Origin of the sequence: Bacillus licheniformis DSM 13 = ATCC 14580, from assembly GCF_000011645.1 — a bacterium.
GTDB classification, from domain to species: Bacteria; Bacillota; Bacilli; order Bacillales; family Bacillaceae; genus Bacillus; species Bacillus licheniformis.
The window spans coordinates 2464052-2480941 of sequence record NC_006270.3 but is presented as its reverse complement, the minus strand read 5'-3'; the positions used below and the strand labels follow the sequence as shown (position 1 = coordinate 2480941).

Annotated in this window: 15 protein-coding genes and 1 other annotated feature; of the genes, 11 read left to right on the top strand and 4 right to left on the bottom strand. The window is 48.0% G+C overall.

The features are described 5' to 3' along the window. Positions 1 to 6: 6 nt before the first annotated feature. The 5 genes from TRNA_RS34185 to TRNA_RS34165 all read left to right on the top strand — a co-directional run bounded on the left by TRNA_RS34185 (position 7) and on the right by TRNA_RS34165 (position 6068). Complete coding sequence (locus tag TRNA_RS34185; protein ID WP_003183285.1) at positions 7 to 1422, top strand: glycoside hydrolase family 1 protein; 1416 nt, start codon at positions 7 to 9, stop codon at positions 1420 to 1422. 119 nt (positions 1423 to 1541) lie between these two features. Further along, positions 1542 to 2255, top strand: coding sequence for a GntR family transcriptional regulator (locus TRNA_RS34180; protein ID WP_003183283.1), 714 nt, complete (start codon positions 1542 to 1544; stop codon positions 2253 to 2255). A gap of 246 nt (positions 2256 to 2501) precedes the next feature. After that, a complete protein-coding gene (locus TRNA_RS34175; protein ID WP_011198099.1) occupies positions 2502 to 3491 on the top strand; it encodes a TAXI family TRAP transporter solute-binding subunit in 990 nt (329 codons plus the stop codon). Positions 3492 to 3592: 101 nt separating this feature from the next. Next, positions 3593 to 4111: a DUF1850 domain-containing protein gene (locus TRNA_RS34170; RefSeq protein WP_011198098.1), complete on the top strand. Its 519-nt coding sequence runs from the start codon at positions 3593 to 3595 to the stop codon at positions 4109 to 4111. Further along, a complete protein-coding gene (locus TRNA_RS34165; RefSeq protein ID WP_009327932.1) occupies positions 4104 to 6068 on the top strand; it encodes a TRAP transporter permease in 1965 nt (654 codons plus the stop codon). The genes TRNA_RS34170 and TRNA_RS34165 overlap by 8 nt, the downstream gene beginning before the upstream one ends. A 35-nt stretch (positions 6069 to 6103) precedes the next feature. Here the strand turns inward: TRNA_RS34165 and zwf are convergent, their stop codons facing one another. Next, positions 6104 to 7567, bottom strand: a complete 1464-nt coding sequence (gene zwf / locus TRNA_RS34160) for a glucose-6-phosphate dehydrogenase (RefSeq protein ID WP_031314657.1) — start codon at positions 7565 to 7567, stop codon at positions 6104 to 6106. Between the two features lie 233 nt (positions 7568 to 7800). Here zwf and rnz point away from each other — a divergent pair, with 233 nt between their 5' ends. Both rnz and rpmG read left to right on the top strand, forming a co-directional pair. Next, the gene (gene rnz, locus TRNA_RS34155; RefSeq protein ID WP_009327934.1) at positions 7801 to 8724 is read left to right on the top strand and encodes a ribonuclease Z; all 924 of its coding nucleotides are present in this window, start codon (positions 7801 to 7803) and stop codon (positions 8722 to 8724) included. A 119-nt stretch (positions 8725 to 8843) separates the two neighbouring features. After that, positions 8844 to 8993 (top strand): 50S ribosomal protein L33, encoded by a 150-nt coding sequence (gene rpmG / locus TRNA_RS34150; RefSeq protein WP_003183271.1) that lies wholly within the window; start codon positions 8844 to 8846, stop codon positions 8991 to 8993. 33 nt (positions 8994 to 9026) lie between these two features. Here rpmG and TRNA_RS34145 read toward each other — a convergent pair whose 3' ends face one another. Continuing rightward, the gene (locus TRNA_RS34145; RefSeq protein ID WP_009327935.1) at positions 9027 to 9788 is read right to left on the bottom strand and encodes an alpha/beta fold hydrolase; all 762 of its coding nucleotides are present in this window, start codon (positions 9786 to 9788) and stop codon (positions 9027 to 9029) included. Positions 9789 to 9904: 116 nt separating this feature from the next. After that, a complete protein-coding gene (gene namA, locus TRNA_RS34140) occupies positions 9905 to 10975 on the bottom strand; it encodes an NADPH dehydrogenase NamA (protein ID WP_085959520.1) in 1071 nt (356 codons plus the stop codon). Positions 10976 to 11110: 135 nt separating this feature from the next. Between namA and TRNA_RS34135 the strand changes: the two genes are divergently transcribed. Further along, entirely contained in the window at positions 11111 to 12715 is a 1605-nt protein-coding gene (locus TRNA_RS34135; protein ID WP_011198096.1) for a M20/M25/M40 family metallo-hydrolase, read from the top strand. 58 nt (positions 12716 to 12773) lie between these two features. Here TRNA_RS34135 and proC read toward each other — a convergent pair whose 3' ends face one another. Further along, complete coding sequence (gene proC, locus TRNA_RS34130) at positions 12774 to 13595, bottom strand: pyrroline-5-carboxylate reductase (RefSeq protein ID WP_003183264.1); 822 nt, start codon at positions 13593 to 13595, stop codon at positions 12774 to 12776. 42 nt (positions 13596 to 13637) lie between these two features. After that, positions 13638 to 13839 (bottom strand) — a binding site (T-box leader). 145 nt (positions 13840 to 13984) lie between these two features. On the opposite strand from proC, the gene TRNA_RS34125 reads away from it, so the two are divergent. The 3 genes from TRNA_RS34125 to TRNA_RS34110 all read left to right on the top strand — a co-directional run bounded on the left by TRNA_RS34125 (position 13985) and on the right by TRNA_RS34110 (position 16884). After that, positions 13985 to 14938 (top strand): MBL fold metallo-hydrolase, encoded by a 954-nt coding sequence (locus TRNA_RS34125; protein ID WP_011198095.1) that lies wholly within the window; start codon positions 13985 to 13987, stop codon positions 14936 to 14938. Between the two features lie 9 nt (positions 14939 to 14947). Then, on the top strand, positions 14948 to 15730 hold the full coding sequence (locus TRNA_RS34120) for an SDR family NAD(P)-dependent oxidoreductase (RefSeq protein ID WP_003183261.1): 783 nt from the start codon (positions 14948 to 14950) through the stop codon (positions 15728 to 15730). A 431-nt stretch (positions 15731 to 16161) separates the two neighbouring features. Next, positions 16162 to 16884, top strand: coding sequence for a poly-gamma-glutamate hydrolase family protein (locus TRNA_RS34110; protein ID WP_003183259.1), 723 nt, complete (start codon positions 16162 to 16164; stop codon positions 16882 to 16884). The last annotated feature ends 6 nt before the right edge of the window (positions 16885 to 16890 follow it).

Sequence of the window (16890 nt, the reverse complement as noted above, 5' to 3'; positions counted from 1 at the left end):
GATGACATGTCAAAAACAGAACCGCAGCTAGAACAAATTCAATACCGTTTTCCAAATGGCTTCTGGTGGGGGTCGGCGGCTTCCGCCACTCAGACTGAAGGAGCGGCGGCCGAAGGAGGCAAAGGAAAGAACATTTGGGATCACTGGTACGAAAAAGAGCCAAACCGATTTTTTGACGGAGTAGGCCCTGAGAAGACTTCGCGTTTTTACGAGACTTACAGAGAAGATATTCAGCTGATGAAAGAGCTTGGCCACCACTCTTTTCGTTTCTCCATTTCGTGGGCTCGTCTGTTTCCTGATGGAAAAGGGCGGCTGAACAAAGAAGGAGCTGCCTTTTATAACCGAGTCATCGATGAACTGCTTGCGGCTGGCATCGAGCCTTTTGTCAACCTTTATCATTTTGACATGCCGCTTGCGCTCCAGCAAATCGGCGGATGGGAAAACAGGCAAGTCGTCGATCACTTTGCTTCATACGCGGAAACGTGCTTCAGGCTGTACGGGGACCGAGTGAAAAAATGGTTTACCCACAATGAGCCGATCGTTCCTGCAGAAGGCGGCTATCTATACGATTTTCACTATCCGAACATCGTCGACTTTCAAAAAGCCGTCCAGGTCGCATACCATGAAATTCTTTCAAACGCTAAAGCTGTCGAAGCTTATCGCAGACTCGGGGGCGACGGCAAAATCGGCATCATTTTAAATTTAACGCCGTCCTACCCGCGAAGCCAGCATCCGGCAGATGTAAGAGCATCTGAAATAGCCGACGCTTTCTTTAACCGATCGTTTCTTGATCCCGCCGTTAAGGGTGAGTTTCCGCAGCTTTTAACAGATATATTAAAAGAAGAAGGCTATTTGCCTGTCATGGAAGAAGGAGACTTGGAGCTGATCAAAAATCACACTGTCGATCTGCTCGGCATCAATTATTATCAGCCGAGACGGGTGAAAGCGAAGGAGCACCTGCCTCATCCGGACGCGCCTTTTATGCCGGAACGGTTTTTTGACCATTATGAAATGCCCGGACGAAAAATGAACCGCCACCGCGGCTGGGAGATATATGAAAAAGGAATCTATGATATTTTAATCAATGTCAAAGAAAACTACGGAAATATTGAATGCTTTATTTCTGAAAATGGGATGGGCGTTGAAGGAGAAGAACGTTTCCGCGGCGAAGACGGCATGATCCGCGATGACTACAGAATTTCGTTTATAAAAGAACACTTAAAATGGGTGCACAGAGCCATTCAGGAAGGAGCGAATGTCAAAGGCTATCATCTTTGGACCTTCATGGACAACTGGTCATGGACGAACGCCTATAAAAACCGCTACGGTTTTGTATCTGTCAACCTTGACAAAAACGGCGAACGAACGATTAAAAAAAGCGGATACTGGTTTAAGAAAGTTGCCGAGAACAACGGTTTTTAAAAAGGGACTCGGGCTAAAAGATGGTCAGTTGGGCCATCTTTTTATTTCCGCATTAAAACCGATATAATGATAAAGAAGGTGTTACAGGCTACAGAATCCTTAGTAATGGTGGTTAAAACATGAGAAAATACGAATATATTTCAAACGAAATGAGGAGGCGGATTCAGGAGGAATACTATCCGATTGATCAGCCCATACCTGATGAGCTTTCTCTCGCCAAGGAATTTTCCTGCAGCAGAATGACGATGAAAAGAGCCCTCGATATTCTTGTGTCAGAAGGCATGCTGTACCGCAAGCGCGGACACGGCACCTTCATTGTAAAATCATCGATTCAGCAGCTTCCCGTCAGTGTAACAGACCGCGAAAACCTTGGGCTGACCAAGCTTCTTGCCAACAAACAAATCGAAAGCCGCATCATTCAATTTGACGTCGAATTCCCTTCAGATGAAGTGGCAAAGCAATTGTCAATCGAAAAGACCGTTCCGGTGTATCATATCATCAGGCTCAGAAAGGTTGAAGGCGAACCGTATGTCATTGAAGAAACGTATATGCCTTCGAACGTCATCTCTGAATTAAATGAAGACGTCCTTCACGGCTCCGTTTACCGGCACATCACCGAGACGCTGAAACTGACAATCGCCGGATCGCACCGGAAGATCAGGGCGGATAAGTCGAGTGCACTCGACCGAGAGTACTTGGAATGCGCCCCTGACGATCCGGTTCTTGAAGTCGAACAGGTCGCTTTTTTAAATACGGGGGAACCGTTTGAATATTCTTTTGCAAGGCATCGCTATGATAAGTTTGTGTTTTCGAGCGTCCATATTCGGAAATGAAAAACCTGCATAACCGCGGGTTTTTTTGTTTTGTCATAGAATCTTCCAGCACGCTTGTCCTCCGAAGGGATTATGGACTAACATCGCTGTAGCGGACGAGAATTTCAGAGGCCGTGCGCATATTCAGAACGAGCGGCTCATAAAATTAACTAAATAATTAGAAATAAAACAATATATTGACAACTAATACATTTTTCATGGTACGATAGGATTGTTATTTGTCCATCAAGCAAAGGGGGAGAATGAATGAAAAAGTGGAAAAGCCTATCATGGATGGTATTGCTGCTGACGCTCGTCATGGGATTGGCTGCGTGCGGAAGCAACAATGCATCAGGAAATAAGGACGGCGGATCTGCGTCAAAAGGATCAGGAAACTACAGTCTGCTGACAGGGGGAACCGGCGGTACATATTATCCGCTTGGCGGTCAGTTTGCAAACCTTTGGGAGGATGCCACAGGAGACAAATTTACGACGCAGACTACAGGGGCTTCTGCTGAAAACATGGCAACTCTGCAAAAAGGGGAAGCTGAAGTCGCTTTTTCCCAGACTGACATTGCCACTTATGCCATAGAAGGCAAAGAGATGTTTAAAGAAAAAATTGAGGGAATCAAGGCGATTGCCGCCCTGTATCCTGAAACTGTACAGATTGTGACAACAGAAAAAAGCGGAATCAATTCGGTTGAGGATTTAAAAGGCAAAACGGTTTCCGTGGGTGCTGCGGGAGCAGGGGTCAACATTAATGCCAAGCAGATTTTGGAGGTTCACGGGATGTCTTTTGACGACATCAAACCGCAAAACCTGTCTTTTGAAGAATCAACCGACGGCATTCAGTCAGGCGCTATCGATGCCGCATTCATCACGGCTGGAACGCCTACAGGCGCTGTCGAAGGGCTTTCCGCACAAAATAAAATCAAAATTATAAACATTGAAAAAGACAAGCAGAAAAAGCTGATTGAAAAGTATCCGTTCTATGCGGAGGATACGATCAAAAAAGGAACCTACGGCATCGGGAGCGATGTGAACACGGTCGCTGTCAAAGCGATGCTCGTCGCATCCGACAAGATGGATGAGGACACCGTCTATAAAATGACGAAAGCGCTGTTTGAAGCCGATAAAATCAATCATGCGAAAGGCGAGTTTATCAAGCCTGAAACCGCGCTTGAAGGATTGGGCGATATCGACATTCATCCGGGAGCGGCTAAATACTTCAAAGAAAAAGGGATCGAAAAATCGTAAAACCAAGGAAGATAAGCGATGAATAAGCCCGGGCAATCGATAGACCGTTGCAATGAAACATCGGTCTATCGTTTTTCTATTCGGCAGGGGATATGGAAAAAATGGGGAAATTAAAAATCATAAAACGGCTTGTGCCGGCGCTGATCATTGCCGTTTTTGCAGCGGCATGCCTGATTCCTTATCAGACCGCCGTCGTGTTCGAGAAAGAGGACAGCGGCGAGATCATCGCTTTTCTTCCCCTCCAAAAGAAGAAAAGCTTTGATGTGGTCTATACGCATTCCATCCATCGGACAGAAGTGATCGAATCGTATGTGTGGGAAAAAGGGATGATTCGGCAGACCGCTCTGACCTATCATGATCCGGCCGTCGGAATGCCCGCAAACGCAGAACAAGGTGAAAGGCTCGACATCAAAAACGGCGTCTACACCATTTCGAACATGAAGAGGACCTTTCCGTTCATCGATATGCGGATCGGCAGGGTGAGGGCGAATCACAGGATCAAGTATTCAGGCGCTGAACATGAGTTAAAGCGGTACATCCGTCCCGGCACATGGACAAGGATGAGTGTCCGAAAACTAAATGTCTTGCAACAACTGAGGGGAGTGAAGATCAATGACTGAGCAGCTTTCGGAAAAAGATCAGCAGGAACTGCTGGAGAAATACGATCCTGAAGCGGGAACGAGAAAGCTCAAAGGATTGACAGGGGCCATTGCATTTGCCGGCCTGCTCGCTTTTTCTTTGTTTCAATTATACACAGCCATTTTTGGCGTTTTTCCGGCTCAAATTCAAAGGTCCGTTCATTTAGGGTTTGCGCTCGGTCTGATTTTTTTGCTGTTTCCGGCGACAAAAGGTTTGCGGAAGACCGGCAAATTCAAAGTCGCCTGGTATGACGCAATTTTAGCCGTGTTAGGAGCAGGCGTCGGCGCTTATTGGGTCGCCAATTATGAAACGATTGTGGGCGGGATCGGATTGATCACGGAAACTGACTTTTATGTCGGGCTGTTGGCCGTCCTGCTCGTATTGGAAGCGACGAGACGGGCTGTCGGACTGCCGATTACGATCATCGCCGGCCTGTTTCTTTTGTATGGCCTTTACGGCTCGTATCTTCCGGGCTTTTTGTCTCACAACGGCCTGACGATGGAACGGCTCGTTCAGACGATGTATTTTACGACGGAAGGAATCCTGGGCACGCCGCTCGCTGTGTCCTCGACTTTCATCTTCCTGTTCATCCTGTTCGGTTCTTTTCTTGTCAGGACAGGAGTGGGGCAGTATTTTAATGACCTTGCCGTAGCGATCGCCGGACGAAGCACGGGCGGACCGGCAAAAGTCGCGATTTTTTCAAGCGCCCTTCAGGGAACGATCAGCGGCAGCTCTGTCGCCAATGTCGTCACTTCCGGATCGTTTACGATTCCGATGATGAAAAAACTGGGCTATAAAAAAGAATTCGCCGGTGCAGTCGAAGCTTCCGCATCTACCGGCGGACAGCTGATGCCTCCGATCATGGGAGCCGCCGCCTTTTTAATGGTTGAGTTCATCGGCGGAGGCATTACGTACTGGGATATCGCGAAAGCCGCGGCGATCCCGGCTGTTTTATACTTTACGGGCATCTGGATCATGACGCACTTTGAAGCGAAGCGCCTCGGCCTGCGCGGACTAACGAAAGAAGAAATGCCGAACCGCAAGGAAGTATTCAAAAAGATTTATTTGCTGCTTCCGATCATTTCGGTCGTCGTTTTGTTAATGTCGGGCATCACGGTCATGCATGCCGCTTTGTATTCGATCGTTCTGGCGATCCTGGTCGGTTTGTTCAATAAAGAAACGCGAATGGGCGTTAAAGGGATTGTGCTGGCTCTTGCGGAAGGAGCGAGAATGGCGCTTTCCGTTGCGGCGGCAACGGCAGCTGCCGGCATCATCGTCGGAGTCGTCACAAAGACGGGTCTCGGCCTCAAACTTGCAAACGGCCTGCTCGATTTGGCAGGAGGCGCATTATTGCCTTCGCTCTTTTTGACAATGATCGCCGCTCTTGTTCTCGGAATGGGGTCGCCGACGACGGCAAACTATGTCATTACGTCGACGATTGCCGCGCCAGCCTTGATTTTGCTGAATGTTCCTGATCTGTCGGCCCACTTGTTCGTGTTTTATTTCGGCATCGTAGCTGACATTACGCCGCCCGTTGCTTTGGCAGCATTTGCAGCTGCGGGGGTTGCGGGAGGAGAGCCGATCAGAACGGGGATCAATTCAGCAAAGCTTGCGATTGCCGCTTTTATCATCCCGTATATATTCGTCCTGTCTCCGGAGCTTCTCATGATTGATGCGCATTGGTATGAAATTCTCTGGGTGGTCTTTACCGCATTGTCCGGAATGATCGCCATCGGCGCTGGCATGATCGGATTCTGGATGAGAAAAGTGTTCTGGTTTGAAAGAATACTGGCGGCTGCCAGCGGTCTTCTGCTGATTTATCCAGAAGGCTATTCCGATATGATCGGCCTCGGCATATTCCTTCTGCTGTTCGTCCTTCAGCTGATGTGGAAGCGGGACAAAAGCCATCCGGAAGAGATGCAGGCCTTGAAAGCATAAAAAAACAGCCTTCAATTGTGAAGGCTGTTTTTTTATTAAAGCGGCCACCAATGAAAGCCGTCTTTTGCGAGCAGGTCGTCAGAAGCTTTCGGCCCCATGGAGCCCGCCTTATAGTTAGGGGAAAGGGTTTTGTTTTCCTCCCAGTTTTGAGAAATCGCATCAACAAAACTCCAGGAAAGCGCAACTTCATCCCAGTGGGCAAAGTTTGTCGCGTCTCCGTGCAAGCAGTCCAAAATCAGCTTTTCATAAGCTTCAGGCGTGTTGATGCCGTCCCCGCAGTTATGGCAGTAGTCGAGCTTGATCGGCTGGGCAAAAGTGCCGCCTCCAAGCTTCCTTGCGTTTAAATGAAGGGTGATGCCTTCATCCGGCTGAATATGAATCACCAGCAGATTAGGGTGCATCGTGTTGCCGTTTCCGTAATAAAGATTCATCGGAATGTCTTTAAATTGGACGACAATCTGCGTTGATTTTTTCTGCATCCGTTTGCCTGTCCGGATGTAGAACGGCACACCGGCCCATCTGAAGTTGTCGATCAGCAGTTTGCCGGCAACGAACGTTTCCGTATTCGAATCTTTTGCTACGTTTTGCTCATCGCGATAAGCCGGAACATGTTTTTCGTCGACGACTCCTGCGTCATACTGGCCGCGCACAAAAAATTGGTCGACATCGTCTTTTTGAATCGGACGAAGGGCTCTGAGAACCTTCACTTTTTCGCTGCGGATCTCTTCCGTGTTCAGCTTGATCGGCGGTTCCATCGCAAGCAGCGCCACCATTTGAAGAATGTGGTTTTGCACCATGTCTCTAAGCGCACCCGATTTTTCATAATATCTCGCTCTGTCTTCCACACCCAAATCTTCACTTGACGTAATTTGAATGTTCGAGATGTATCTGTTTGTCCAAAGCGGCTCAAAAATCGCGTTGGCAAAGCGGATGACTTCGATGTTCTGCACCATTTGCTTTCCTAGATAATGGTCAATCCGATAAATTTGATCTTCTGTAAAAGCTTCACGGATTTCCTGGTTCAAGGCTTTTGCGCTCGGCAGATCATGCCCGAAAGGCTTTTCGATAACGAGCCTTGACCAGCCTGTTGTTGAAGTGACACCCTCTGATTTTAGGAACTTTGCAATCGTTCCGAAAAATTCAGGAGCCATCGCTAAGTAAAACATCCGGTTATTCGGAATATCATATGTACTTTCCAGCTTCTCTATAAGTTCGTTTAATTCCCGGTATGAGCCGGAATTTGTAACATCAAAAGGATGATAGTAGAAGTGAGATGTAAACTCGTCCACATCCTTTTCGTTTAACGGAAACTTCGAAACCGATTGCTGTACGGTACTGCGAAAGTCTTCATTTGTCCAAGGGCGTCTGCCGACTCCGACAACCGCGAATTCATTCCCGATTTGTCCGTTTTCGTAGAGCCTGTGGATAGAAGGATATAGTTTTCGTTTTGCCAAATCCCCTGTTGCGCCAAATATTACGATAACTGCTTTTGGTTCCATTTGATCTTTTTTCAATTAAACGTACCTCACTTTATTCGAAGCATAAGTTTATTTTCTTCATTTTAAAGCTAATAATCCCTTAAAGCAAACATTTGAGATCGAATCGTATGAAAACTTTACTGAAAACGGTCAGGGTATTTAGTTGCATAGCCCGACGCGAGGCCGGCGTTTCTTTTTTCCAAGACTTCCTGTATGCTTGTGATAGATGAAGTTTTTAGCAGGAGGAAAGGATATTGGAGTTATTATTTTTAGGAACGGGAGCGGGCATCCCCGCAAAAACGAGGAATGTCACATCCGTTGCATTGAAGCTTTTAGAAGAAAGGCGGTCTGTTTGGCTGTTTGACTGCGGGGAAGCCACACAGCATCAAATTCTACATACATCGATCAAACCTAGAAAAATTGAAAAGATTTTTATTACCCATCTTCACGGCGATCATGTATACGGGCTTCCGGGTCTTGTCAGCAGCCGATCTTTCCAGGGAGGGGAAGGCCCGCTGACCGTATACGGACCGCAAGGAATCAAAACGTTTCTTGAAACGGCGCTTGACGTATCGGGGACGCATGTCACATATCCGCTTGTGATTAAGGAGATTGGAGAAGGGACAGTCTTTGAGGATGACCAGTTTATCGTGACGGCCAGAAGCGTATCTCACGGCATTCCCGCTTTTGGGTACCGCGTGCAGGAAAAAGATGTTCCGGGCGCCCTTGACGCTGAAGCACTGAAAGAGATCGGAGTCTCGCCGGGCCCTGTTTATCAAAAACTGAAAAACGGGGAGACGGTCACATTGGAAGACGGCCGGACGATTCATGGGGCAGACTTTATCGGACCGCCAAAAAAAGGGCGGATTGTCGCCTTTTCCGGGGATACGAGGCCATGCGAGAATGTGAAGAGGCTTGCCGAAAAAGCCGATGTTCTCATCCACGAAGCAACATTTGCGAAAGGCGACAGGGAGCTCGCCGGAGACTATTATCACAGCACTTCAGAACAAGCTGCTGAAACAGCGCGGGAAGCCTGTGCAAAAAAACTGATTTTAACCCATATCAGTGCAAGATACCAGGGGGAAAACGTGCTTGAACTGGTCGATGAAGCAAAAGCGATCTTTCCTGATACCGTGGCAGCTTTTGACTTTTATGAGCATGAGATCAAAAGAACTTAATGGGCAGTTATAAAGCTTCTTTGTTCCGACAATCCGGGACGGGAAGCTTTTTTTGTTGACACGGTTCTAAAATGATGTATAATAAAGCGTAATGATTACGTTTTATTAAGGAGGACAACATGAGAGTAAAAATTACATTGGCGTGCACCGAAACAGGGGACCGCAATTATATTACGACAAAAAACAAACGCACAAATCCGGATCGCCTGGAATTGAAAAAATATTCTCCGCGTCTGAAAAGGCACACGATTCACCGTGAAACAAAATAACTAAAACCAGCAGACTGTCTGCTGGTTTTTTGTTTAATTGGCGGCTTGATAGGCGTATGTTTGCTGCTGTGCCGCATACCACACATCATAGATCGCAAGCTGGACGATGTGCGGCTCATCATGATGGATCAAATGCGAGCTGTTTTTCGCCTGAATCCAGCCGCTTTGATGCGATAGAGACAGCAGTCTGCTGTGAAGCTTCAGCCATTCTTGATGAGCTTGCTTCGCCGCCTCCGTCCTTTTTCCCGCCGAGAGGACGAGCAAAGGAACCGAACCGAGGTGTTTCTTTTCCTGCTTCAGCATGTCCAGGCTTTGTTTAAAGTCCTCATGGGACCCTTCGATCGAAAACTGTTTGACATAATCTTCTTTTAATGTGTCCGGAAGTAGCGGCAGCACTTTTTCCTCCTGATCTTCACAAGCGGGATCAAGCAGCACCATGCCGATGACTTCATCGCTGTACCGGCTTGCAAACAGCCTTGCAATGACGGCGCCGAACGAATGGGCGACAAACAGGTAGGGCGGTTTGACGTCTGCTGCTGCAAGCAGCGCTTTTAGTTCTTTCACCATCTGATCCGCTGTTCGTTTGCTGGTGCTCGGCCCGCTTTTGCCAAGGCCTGCACGGTCGTATGCAAACAAGCCGAGATCTTCGTCTATATCGGATAAAATGGGCTGCCAAGTCGTTGAAGAAAAACCGTAGCCCGCTTCAAAAATAATCGTTGCGTTCTTTTTTCCTTTTCTCTGCTTTGTATAAAACATGCACCCTTCAACAGTATATATTCTTTCCGTTATGGTCATAGAGGTCATCCTCTCTTTGTATATGGTGTTCTATTAGGAAAGACGCACAAACAAGGATGTTCGTTTCTCACGAGTTGAAAAAAAGAAATATCCCGCCATAAGGCGGGATATTAAGTTTACCAGGCTCTGTCGTACTGAACAGGCCCTTCAATTTTTGTGTTCAACTGTTTGGCAGCGGTTTTCGGCCAGTATGGATCTCTCAGCAGCTCCCGTGCAACGAAAATGAGATCAGCGCGTCCATTTTGGAGGATTTCCTCAGCTTGAAGGCCACTAGTGATCAATCCGACAGCTCCTGTCTGAATCTCGGCTTGAGCGCGAATTGTATCGGCGAAGCCGACTTGGTAGCCTGGGAAGACGTTGATATCAGCAGGCACAACAGCACCGGAGCTGACATCGATCAAATCAACGCCCTGTTCCTTCATCCATTTGGCGAAACCGACATAATCGGCGACATCAAGGCCTTTTGTTTTGTAGTCTGAAGCTGAAACGCGTACGAATAATGGTCCGGCCCAGACTTCTTTTACAGCGTCGATGACTTCGCGAAGCAGCCTGTAGCGGTTTTCCGGTGAACCTCCGTATTCATCCTCGCGTTTGTTGGAAAGCGGTGATAAAAATTCGTTGATCAAGTATCCGTGGGCTCCATGAATCTCGATGATGTCAAAGCCGGCGGCTTTCGCGCGTTCAGCTCCTTTTTTGAAAGCCTGAACGGTTTCTTTTATGTCCTCTTTTGTCATTTCAACAGGCGTTCGCGAATTTTCGTCGAAAGGAATCGCTGAAGGTCCGTAGATTGTACCTTCGACCTCGGCTTTTCTTCCGGCGTGCGCCAACTGAATCGCCGTTTTGCTGCCGTACGTCTTGATTTGTGACGTCAATGCAGCAAGTCCGTCAATATGCGCGTCATCCCATATGCCCAGATCCTGGTCAGAGATTCTTCCCTGCGGAGTGACGGCGGTAGCTTCTACCATGATTAGTCCGACTTGTCCGACGGCGCGGGAGATGTAGTGGGTCATGTGGAAAGGCTGCACTTTTCCATCCTTTTCATGGGAGGAATACATGCACATCGGCGACATGACAATCCGGTTTTTTAGTGTAACTCCTTTTAAACTCCATGGTGTGAATAGTTTTCGATTACTCAAATTTTTTCGCCTCCCGTAAGTTTTCGCCTCGATTATACCAATTCTGCCCATTCTCGTCATATAAACTGCTCAAGTCATTTCCATATGTAAGAATGTTCAGTACAATAAAGTTGTACACATTCTATTTTTTACTAAATATGATATCACATACATTTGCGGAAAACAGTGAAAGAGGGGGCTTGCTTTGTGAAGTGGCAGACAGTGGAAGAACTGAAACGGCTGCTCATTTCTCTTGTTCAATACGAAAGCATCTCAGGCACGGCCGGAGAAGTGGCGCTTGCGAAATATATGCATGATGTCTTAAAGGACCGTTCGTACTTTCAAAAGAATCCTGAATACTTAAAGCTTCACCCGATGGAGGATGGGCGCTATTTTTTAACCGCCCTCGTCAAAAAGGAAAAGAAATCAAATACGGTGCTCCTCTTGAGCCATTTTGACGTGGTCGATACGGCAGACTACGGAGAATTCAAACATATGGCATGCAAAGTCCCGGAACTCATGGACCTATTAAATGATAAAAAAGAACTTTTGCCTGAACGGGTCAAAAAAGACCTGGAAAGCGGCGAATGGCTGTTCGGTAGGGGAAGCATGGATATGAAAGCGGGTCTTGCTGTTCAATTTTCTATGCTGGAACGGGCGATGAACGGAGAATTTGACGGAAACCTTCTATTAATTACGGTTCCGGACGAAGAAGTCAACTCGCAGGGGATGCTTGAAGCAGTACCTGTACTGAAAGCTTTAGAAAAAGAATTTGGCCTTCATTATACAGCGTGCTTAAACTGTGAGCCGATGTTTGAAAAACATCCGGGTGATCCGAAGCAGTACGTCTATTCAGGCAGCATCGGCAAAGCGCTTGCCGGATTTTTCTGCAAAGGGGTTGAGACGCATGTCGGCGAGCCGTTTGCAGGGGTGAATGCGAATCTAATGGTGTCTGAGATCAACAGGCTGCTCGAATTAAACGTCGACTATTGCGAAGAAGCGGACGGAGAGGTGACGCCTCCCCCGGCCAATCTGATGCAAAAAGATCTGAAGGAGGCCTACTCGGTTCAGACTCCTCACACAGCGGTGTCGCTCTTTAATGTGCTGATGATGCAGCGTTCCGCCGCCGAGCTCCATCGCATGCTGCTCGACACAGCCAGGGAAGCGGCCGCCAATATTCAAACAAATATCGAACGTAAAACGGCCGAATATCAGCGGTTTGAAGCCTTCACGCCAATTAACCCGGCCGTTTCCGTGATGACGTTTGAGGAGCTGTGGAACAAAGCACAGGAAAAAGCCGGGAAGCCCGAGGCGGAACGCATCCTCAACTTTGCATTTGCGAACAGGGGGGAGCTTGGAGACCGCGACTTTTCAACGAAAATCGTCTCTGAATTGGCTTCACTCTGCAAAGAAGATGCTCCGATGATCGTTCTGTTTTACAGTCCGCCGTTTTATCCGGCTGTTTCTTCAAAGGACGATCCTCTGATCCGAAAGGTGATGAGAGAAGTGAAGCAGTATGCGGCCGACAGGCACGGAATTGAATTTACAGAAGTCCAATATTTCCCCGGCCTGTCCGATTTAAGCTACCTGCAGCTGCAAAAACAGTCAGTCGATGCGTTCACATCCAATATGCCGCTTTTTCATCACGGCTATTCACTTCCAAAAGGACGCGAAAACGCACTGTTTGTGCCGGTCATCAATATCGGGCCGGCCGGCAAAGATCCTCACAAATGGACGGAACGTCTCCATGTGCCGTTTTCATTTGGAAAGCTGCCAGATATCCTCCGGCTCGCGATACACAAGCTTCTCTAAGATACGGGACCGCTTGAAGAAAAATCGGGAACGAGCGAAAACGCTGTTCCCGACTTTTTTAAATTTTGGCGGCAAACATATCCCTGAGTTCCGCAGAACGATTCGCCGCTTCTTTGACGCAGGATATGACGGTCTGTTCAAATTGATGGTCGTCAAGCATCCTAAGGCCTGCTTCCGTTGTCCCTCCGGCGCTTGTGATCTCTTTCCTCATGACAGAAGGATCTCTGCCGGTTTCAAGCATTTGAGCCGCTCCTGCCATCATATCGATAATCAGCTGTTTCGCCGTTTTTTCAGGAAGCCCCAGCTCGGCAGCCGACGCCTGCAGGGCTTCGACAAACCGATAAACAAAAGCGGGCCCGCTTCCGGCTACGGCTGTCACAGCATCAAGGGCAGATTCCTCAACGATTGTAACGCTGCCGACCGTCGCAAAGAGGTCAGCCGCTTCCTGCATCTGCTCTTTCGTGACAAGCGGGCTTGCCGCAAAGGCTGTGGCTGATTTTTGAATGGCGGCCGATGTATTCGGCATGGCTCTCACAACAGGCAGCTCAAGCCCGGCATAGTGCTGGATCGTATGAATCGGAATGCCTGCAAGAACAGAGATCAGCAGCTGTTCTTTTCGCAAATAGGGGCGGAGTGCGGCTATTCCTCCTGCCGCGTCTTTCGGCTTCATCGCCAAAACGAGTGTATCCGACCGGGCGGCGACTTTTGCCGTATCTGCTTCTCCGCATACCCCGTAAGTCTCGCTTAATTCACGAAGCCTGGCCGTATTCGACTGATTCGTAACGAATATCGCCTCAGGTTCCATTGCACCGCTTTTGACAAGCCCCTTAATCATCGCTTCAGCCATCGAACCGGCTCCGATAAATCCTATTCGTTTCATTTTGATTCCTCCTTCTAAAAACAAAAAAACCTTTCCGTCTTCGCAAAGGACGAAAAGGTTTCGCGGTACCACCTTCATTAGCATATACATGCTCAGCTCTTGCCCCGTAACGCGGGATACGTTTAGGTTTGCCTAAGCGCTCTGAGGGCAGGTTCAACAGGCAAGCGGGCTGTGAAATCTTTCAGCCGTGGATTTCACTCTCTTTAGCCATTGCTCGTTTACTATTCCTCTTCATCGCGTCTTCATTCATTCACCTTCATATATTTGTTGTTCATTATGCTATGAGGAATGCTGAAATGTCAACAGGCATTTGAGGCAAAAATGACATGCGCGGGAGAAAAAGGTAAAATATGATCAACATCAATTCGCAGGATGAGGAGAATAAAACGATGAAAGACGCAAGAATCATTCCTATTGCACTGCCGACTCCGTTTGCAGTCGGAGACGTCAACATTTATTTGCTCAGAGGCGAGGCGCTCACTCTGGTGGATGCCGGGCCCAACACAAAGGAGGCGGCAGCCGTTTTGAAGAGCGAGCTGGCCGAACAGGGACTGTCATTAAGCGATATCGACCAGGTCGTCCTGACCCACCATCACGCTGATCACGCCGGACTGCTGAACGAATTCCCGGCAGAGGTAAAAATCATTGGCCATCCGTTCAATGAACCGTATATCAGTCAAAATCCCGATTTTATTGAAAAACAAAAGTCCTTTTTTACATACCTGTTTCAACGATTCGGCGTTCCCGGCGATATGAAGCCGCCAGGCCATACCATAAAAGCGTCGTACCGGTATTCATGTAATCGGACATTGACAGAGACCGTTTCAGAAGGTGGGCAAATTGAAGGGCTTGACGGGTGGCGGGTTCTTGAGACGCCCGGACATGCCGCTTCGCATATTGTCCTTTATAATGAAGAACTTGGAAGCATGCTCGGGGGAGACTTGCTGCTAAAGCCGTCTTCTTCAAATCCGCTTCTGGAAGTGCCGCAAAAAGGAGGGAAACGCCCGACTCCGCTGCTGGATTACCTGGAATCTCTCGGCAGGCTGCAGGAGCTTCCGCTTCACATGATTTATCCCGGCCATGGGGAGGAAATCACAAAAGTGAATGAGCTTGTCGCCAAAAGGCTGGAAAAGCAGCGAAACAGAGCCGAAGAGGTGTACCGCATCCTCTCTGAAAAACCGCATTCACCTTATCAGATATGTCGAAAACTGTTCCCTGCAGTCTATGAAAAAGAGCTGTTCTTAACACTGTCAGAAACGATTGGGCAGCTTGACGATCTGGAATCCCAGGGGAGGATCGGAGTTGATGCGGCCGATGGAATCGATTACTATTATGCAAAGTAGGTGACGAACATGGAGCAGAAGTTGAAAGCGCACAAAGTGATGATTACAGGAGCTTCAGGAGGGCTTGGCGAACGGATCGCATATCATGCTGCAGGGGAAGGAGCGGAGATCATTCTGGCTGCGCGCAGAAGAGACCGCCTCGATGCTTTGAAGCAAAACATCGCGGATAAAACCGGCGCAAAGTGCCGTATAATCGTATTGGACGTCAGCCGGACGGATGAAGTTGAAGCGGCGTTTCAAGAGGCCGGTCCGGTTGATATTCTTGTCAATAATGCGGGGTTCGGCATTTTTGAAAGCGCGCTTGACGCTTCCCTTGAAGATATGAAAGCGATGTTTGAGGTCAACGTATTCGGTCTGATCGCCTGCACGAAAATGGCACTCCCGCATATGATCAGGCAAGACAAAGGCCATATTATCAATATCGCTTCACAAGCGGGCAAAATAGCGACGCCCAAGTCAAGCCTTTATGCGGCAACAAAGCATGCGGTGCTCGGATATTCAAACAGCTTGAGAATGGAGCTTGCAGAAACAGGGGTCAACGTGACAACGGTCAATCCTGGACCGATTCAAACAGACTTTTTCAAGACGGCAGATAAAAAAGGCGATTATGTAAAAAGCGTCGGGAGATGGATGCTAGATCCGGATCGGGTTGCTAAGAAAATCGTCTCGGCAATGATGACGAACAAGCGCGAAATCAATCTTCCAGGCTGGATGAACAGCGTCAGCAAACTCTACCAGCTTTTCCCTTCGCTGGTTGAACGAACAGGTCGAAGCGCTTTCTATAAAAAATAATGGTTTCTCGAAGAAAGGAACGGAATCATCCGTTCCTTTTTTGTTTGCATTTTTTTAGCGATGCCCCCTGCAGAGAGGCTCAAAATATCATATAAAAACAGGGAGACTTTGTCCCTCTGCAAAACCCGGCATCGAACCTCTGCTTCCTTCTTTAAGCGCTGCTTGATCTGATGGCACCTGTCCAGCCTGAGGCAATTGATATAAAAATACGGCACGCCGAAAGATTCCGTGCTTCCGGGAACACGTGCCGGCCGCTGATGAAAAATAAGGTAAAGGTCGCTTTCGTTTTGCCGTTCTTCTTATATAAAATGGCAACTGGGTGACGAAAGGGAGTAATATTTTACCATTTATTGGAATTCTCTCATCCCGGCCGAAACATGATATCACGTGATACTCGCAACAAAATACACGATAAAAGGAGTTTCTTAACGGTGCAGGAAGAATGGAACCCATTGATGAAAAATCGTTGCATCATCTGGTTAGTCACGGGGATTTGCTTAACGGTCATCTTTCAATTTCCGCTGAAAAGCGTCGCTTCATCCGCAGACAAATACGCCAATTTTGCCGAGCTTGCCGAACATGAAACAGAAGGAGAAGATTACCAAATCGAATACACAGACATGGGCACCGAACTGTTGATTCTTTCACCGCACGGCGGAGGAATCGAAGGAGGTGTCAGTGAACTTGTCCGCGCCTTCAGCGCCGATTATTCCACTTATTTATTTGAGGGAATCAAACCCTCGCAAAACTGGGATCTCCACATCACAAGCAATCATTTTGATGAACCTCAGGCCCTCAAAGCGGTCAAAGAGCACAGCTATGTGCTGGCTTTTCATGGATATCATGACATCGTTGAACATACGCTTGTGGGGGGAACGGATACAGGAGGGGCGAAAGCGATTGTCAGAGCGCTGCTGAACAAAGGTTTTTCGGCGGAGCTGGTCAGCCCGAGCCACCGGCTTGCAGGAGGAAATCCTGAAAATATCAATAATCAATGCAAAACAGGTCAAAGCATTCAATTGGAAATCAGCACGCCTCAACGAGAGGCTTTTTTTTCGGAGTTCGGCCTGTGGACGCGGGCAAGTTCTAAAAATGAGACGTTTCAAGCGTATGTCTCAGCTGTTAAAGAAGTTCTGGAAACGAGGTATAAATAAGCATTG